This is a genomic window from Fodinibius sp. GM108, from assembly GCF_058386985.1.
The window spans coordinates 56,240-62,264 of record NZ_JBYEIR010000014.1 but is presented as its reverse complement, the minus strand read 5'-3'; the positions used below and the strand labels follow the sequence as shown (position 1 = coordinate 62,264).

At 37.9% G+C, this 6,025-nt stretch carries 3 protein-coding genes; 2 read left to right on the top strand and 1 reads right to left on the bottom strand.

Going from position 1 to position 6,025, the window contains the following annotated elements:
• Positions 1-235: 235 nt before the first annotated feature.
• Positions 236-3,469: a CHAT domain-containing protein gene (locus tag ACT3ID_RS18325; protein ID WP_491543517.1), complete on the top strand. Its 3,234-nt coding sequence runs from the start codon at positions 236-238 to the stop codon at positions 3,467-3,469.
• Positions 3,470-3,581: 112 nt separating this feature from the next.
• Here ACT3ID_RS18325 and ACT3ID_RS18320 read toward each other — a convergent pair whose 3' ends face one another.
• Positions 3,582-4,316: a tetratricopeptide repeat protein gene (locus ACT3ID_RS18320; RefSeq protein WP_491543516.1), complete on the bottom strand. Its 735-nt coding sequence runs from the start codon at positions 4,314-4,316 to the stop codon at positions 3,582-3,584.
• A 264-nt stretch (positions 4,317-4,580) separates the two neighbouring features.
• On the opposite strand from ACT3ID_RS18320, the gene ACT3ID_RS18315 reads away from it, so the two are divergent.
• Positions 4,581-6,017 (top strand): TlpA family protein disulfide reductase, encoded by a 1,437-nt coding sequence (locus tag ACT3ID_RS18315; RefSeq protein WP_491543515.1) that lies wholly within the window; start codon positions 4,581-4,583, stop codon positions 6,015-6,017.
• Positions 6,018-6,025: the final 8 nt, after the last annotated feature.

Sequence of the window (6,025 nt, the reverse complement as noted above, 5' to 3'; positions counted from 1 at the left end):
CGGTTGCGGATCGGTCACCGACGCCGGACTCGAGACCCAGCCCGACCAGACCGAAATCGAGCAGCCAACACCACAGGTTGACAATACCGACTTCGGCACCGAATCGGACCAAGATCCGATCTATGACAAGCCTGAGTAAATGATATCATAGTTGGGAAAGTGGCATAATTATCATTTTTTGATTTACTTACTTGATGCCTAATAAATTACTCCTTTTTTACAAAGTTAGTTTCAGATGCTGCTAACTATTCTTCTTGGTTTTCTACAAATAATTTCAGGATCAGAAAGTAGTGATCTTGCCCACGAATCTAAGTCGCAGGCTAAATACTACATTAGTCAAATAGAAAATGGAGTAAATGTAGAAGAAAATATTTGGGCTCTTACAATATTAGGCAGTGAAAAAGTTGAAATAAAATCATTCATCGAAAAAGAAAGCCAGAAGAGCAATTCTCTTAAAATTTTCAATGATTTTGAAGAGAATCTTCAAAATCAACTCGAAAAGGTAGTATTTCAAACTGGTTCATCAAATCTATTGATAGCCACTTTACTTACTACCAAAAATTCTGCAAACAAACGCGCGATATATGAGAGATTTATTTCAGAATTTGATTTACCTACATCAAAAAATATAGATTATACAGCACTTTGTGAGGCTATAATCGAAAACAAAAAGTTAACCGAGAGTATTTTATCCGCCAAAAGATTTCTACTACCTCATTTCTTTCTATTTTATCATGGAGACTATAATACTTTTTTACCCGACAATTATTTTCAAAAAATTTTGCAAAATTGGTCATCAAGTTTTTCTGCAGATACTAATCTTAATTCTACTTTTGCAGAATTAAGCTATTTTCGGGCTTTATATATAACAGATAACTATTCTGAAATTGCCACCCTTTATCAGTCCTTATCTAATAACAAGATATTCCCAAACTCCTCATTAAAATTGAGAGTCTATCAATATTTAGATTATGCAATGTATCAGCTGGGTTACTTTAACCGTAATTTGGACATTGCCCGCACTTTCACATTACCTCTTTCTAAATATCTAAATCGAAAAGCTCTTGAAATAAGGATAAAATTCACCACAGGAATAAATCTTTATAGTATAGGCAAAATCCAAGAAGCAGAAAAAATATATAAAGAAGTATTGGATGAAACACAGAAAAAAGATATCAGCATTCCTAAAGCTTCACTCTATAATAATTTAGCATTATCTTATCTCAAATTAGGTAAATATGAACAATATTTAGACTTACAATTCCAAGCTTTAGAAAATGCAAAAGAGTCACGAAATTATTCACACGAGATTAAAACTTTAAATAATATTTTTGTTTACTATCGTGACTCAAATAATTCGGAAAGGGCGTTAAATTATCTGGAAAAAGCACGAAAAATAGCCGAAGATAAGGCAAATTCAGAGGATTTAGGTAATATTTACATCTCTTTGGGTTCTTTTTACAGGAAGTTCCTTGAAAATTATCAGAAAGCCCATGCATACTATGCTAAAGCTAAAGAGATTTTAGACGCAGAAAATGCCCGCTATTATATAAAATTGCTAAATGAAAAGGCAGAAACTTTTGAAAATCAAGAATACTATAGTCAAGCAATAAAGATCCATGATCAAATAATAGAATTAACAGAAAGTGAAAAAGGTATAAACTACTTAGATGCTTTAGTAAATAAAGCTTTAGTACATTTAAAGATGGATAAAGCAAAGGAAACAGGTGAACTCATAACTAAGTTTAAATCTTTTGATCTTGGTCAGCTTGATTTTGAACAAATCATCAAAGCCAAAACAGTCGAGGCTGACTATCTTCAAAGAAATAGTAAATATCAGGAAGCGCTGACGATCCTGGAACCGGCGTTAGAACAAGTTATAGAACGAGCCAAAAGCAGCGCCGATCTTGAATCTGGATTCTGGCATGTGGAGGATGAGTATTTGGATGCTTTTGATTTAACGGTATCTATTTACCGTCAACTGGGGCAAGATGGGAAAGCTATTCAGACACTGGATCAGCTAAAAACGATCAATGATGCTTCGTTTTATCAAAACCCGCTTGTAAAATCCAGCTTACTTAACGAATCGGAGCTTACTGAATATAAGCGGTTAACAGACCAGCTAGATGTAACCCGAAAAAAACTATTGACAGCACCCGAAGAGAAGCAGTTTGATATCCGGCAGACAATCAGCGAACTCAAACTGAAAAAACGCAGGTTGGACCAAAAGCTTACCAATCAAATAGACAATAACTCCACTTCTGTCAGAGAAATTCAAAACCATCTTTCTGGCCGCGAACTGGTATTACATATTACCGAGCTGAATGATCAGTTTTATCTCGCCAACATTTCAAGATCTGATATTTCCATCAATACTATTCCATTAGATTCAACGCTCCGTAATTTGCTGTCGACTTCGGCACAACAAGTCGCTACCAATAAAACCGATCTCAACTCATTATACAAGATTTCCCAAATTCTCAATCTTGAGGAAATTCCGGATTATGTAGAACAGGTAACACTCATTCCCGACAGTGATTTCTATCAGCTGCCTATAGATATCTTACCGATGGAAAAACCAACGCACAGCTATAGCTATGGAGATGTGACTTATGCTATCGAAAAGTTCAGAACCCAATATCTAACATCTCTGGAGGATTTTGTAACAGATCCATCGGAAAAATCTAATACTTCCAATGAACTTAACTATACAGGATATGGAGTATCTAACTTTAGTGGATACAATAAACAATCACTGGTAACACTCCCCTTTGCACAAACAGAAGTATCAAATATTGCAAATAAGTTAACCCGATTCTCAAATGTGCAAACTTTTATAAATGAGCAATCTACCAAAGCCACATTTAAACAAACTGCCCCAGAATCTCAAATCATTCACCTGGCTACGCACAGTGAAGTATCTGAGCGTGATCCCATGTTTTCGACTGTTTACCTGAGCCATGCAGCCTCCGCAGCTGACAGCACGTTCGATAGCCAAATTTTTGCCTATGAACTATTTGAGTTAAATCTCACCAATGAGATGATTATGCTCAATTCCTGTGAATCAGGATCAGGATCTTTTATCCAGGGGACGGGCGTTATGGGCATAAGCCGTGCGTTGCGCTATGCCGGCGCCAACTCACTTGTTCTGAACCTCTGGTCGGTCAACGATATGCTTGCCTCTGACTTTGCCGTTCATTTTTATGATCAACTAAATGAGGGAAAATCAAAGGCTGAAGCTCTCCGTGACACCAAACGTTATTTCCTGAACTCTAAAAATGCCAGCCCACACTTCTGGGGGCCGTATATGCTCATCGGCAATTCCGACTCCATCATAGAACCCAACCGAAATAACAACCTGGCAATGGCCGGAACCTTCATCATCTATTTTCTACTGATGGTCGGCTTATCCTATCTCACACAGCAAGGACTCATCTTTCGTAATCAGGAGGACAGAAAAGCTGCATAGCTTTATGCGGATAAGCCAAAGTGAAAGATATTATTGCCCTATTACTTACAACTAACACAAAAATAGGTCATCTTTCTGGTGGAAGAACTCTCTTGAACTAAATAGTTGTTATTCATTCCGCCAAGGCATCAAGATAACTTTTTGCAACCCGGCGGTAAGCTCCATTCAGTTCATAAGCTTCTCTGATATTTTCCTGAGCTTCAGTAAGTTTATCCATATGGAAATAAGCATTTCCAATATACCAATAGGCTTTCTCAACCATTAGCATATCCACCTGATCTTTTCGATCAATCACATTGCGATAATAACTAATTGCTTCATTATAACGATTCTCATTGTAGTGCAAAGAACCAAGGCTCAGACTCAGCTCCGCAATCCATTCCGGCTCTGAGGCATCTTCGAGCTCTGTATTTAACAGAGAGATCGCTTTATCTACCTGCCCGGTATTAGCTAAGCTTATCGCGTTCTGAATAACTTCTCTATCGCTACTTGAGTCTATAACACCATCACCAGAACGATAGTAATCCAGCTCAACACTTGCTACGGGTTGTACTGATAAGTCATCGCCTTGAAATGAAAAGTTCATGACACCCATTACGGTGATTAACAAGGCTATTACAGCAGCAGCTGCGTAATACCAGTACTTCTGCTTTTGTCGCGCCTTTCGCTCCTCTCTTTTGCGTTCAATTACCGCCTTAAGGTTTGCAGCACTTTTCAGGTAATCCAAGTGATAACCATCTTGTATTAGTTCTGACCACAATTCGTCCACTTCTTGAGCCGAAAGTTGACCATTGATATACAGATCTATTTTCTCCTCAAGTTCTTTTTTATTAAAGCTCTCGATCATAACGTATTTTGTTTAAATGTTATCTTCTAACTGCTATTACTTTATGAACAAGATAAACACAATGGATACTGTCTATATAAGACTTGTTATGTTTATTCTCATTCATTATACAAGAGTATTATCCTGCGTGGTTGTTACAAAAAATTTTGATTTATTTATTTGACCAATTATACACAGCTATTGAATCACCCTTTTAATAGCCAATAAGACATATTAATATCAAAATATTAGAAAAAATTAATGTTAAATTTCCTAGTAAAACTTATGTCTGAATCTTGGCAATTACATCTATTGTTTCTTTTTCTTTTTATCTGGGGATGTAATCAAAATGATAATCTGCACATCACAGGTCAAATAGATTATGTTGGATCTGCTGATATCTATTTTTCAAAGCAGCCTGTCCACTATAAGTATGCCCCTAAAAAACATTTTTCGTTTAACCCCGATTCTGATGGCAATTTTGATCTCTCCATCCCAATTGATTCAACTCAACTTATAGATCTAAATGTTAATGATCAATCCTATCCTGTTGTAGCACAACCGGGAGAGGATATACAGATAACTATAACCCGCGCAAATTTTCCTGATTCTGTTACTATAAAAGGATATGCGGAATCATGGAATAAACGTTATACCTCTTACCGCAAAAAAATCGCATCCTTGCAGCAACAGATAGATGAAACGCTGTCAGATTTTCGTGATGGGGATGAAACCGATATCCCTTCTCTGTACAAAGAACGATATGAGATAGCCGGGGAACATTTTCAGGGTACACCGCTAAAGGCACTCTATTATAAAACCATTGGTGAATATCTCGTCAAACGGCTTGAAGAAATCAAATATCGTCGTGAAGACCCCAATTTTGATGCCTCCCAAACAAGAGAAAATATTCTTGATGAAGCCCGGGAGCTAAATTTTTTCTCCTTTGAATCGCTGCATGCCCAGCGCGCCGGTATCCGGGATTTTACTAACGCTTTTGCCAACACTTTTGGCGTTGCCGACAGTCTGGAAGAGGAATACGATCAAGAACTCACCCAATACGATGTTAAGCAGCTCGGCTATGACAAACTCGACTCTGTACGGACATCCGTGCTGCAACATATCGATGAACGAAAAGCCCTTGCATATTCCAAGATGCATCTAATTGCTGAACGCATCGGTGAAATGCCATTAGACATAGCTACGCCCAGTTACAAGCATTTCCTTGAAGAGTATGATGATTTCCCTGAATACACCTCTTTTTTGTCAACATTCTATGACCAAATTGAACGTGTTTCGCCGGGCAATCCAGCCATTCCCTTTTCGCTTCCCAACCAGAATGGAGAGATTGTAGAGATGGATGATTTTCGGGGCAGCTATGTACTTCTGGATTTTTGGGCAAGCTGGTGTATTCCGTGTCTTGATGAATTTCCACACATGAAAGAATTATATAACAAGTACTCACGCGATGAATTCGATATTGTTGCTATTTCTATTGAAGAAGACAGCCTGCGCTGGCGGCAGTCGCTGCAGCAATTTAATAATCCATGGCCACAACTGTATGGCGGAAATGGATTCCAGCAGGAAACGTTCGACGCATATGGAGGAGGCGGGATTCCATTCTACATACTTGTAGATCCCGAAGGCAATATTATTCGATATAATGATGCTCGTCCGTCATTTAATCTCCCAACTATTCTTGACAGCCTAATAACCCGATAACCCTTTTA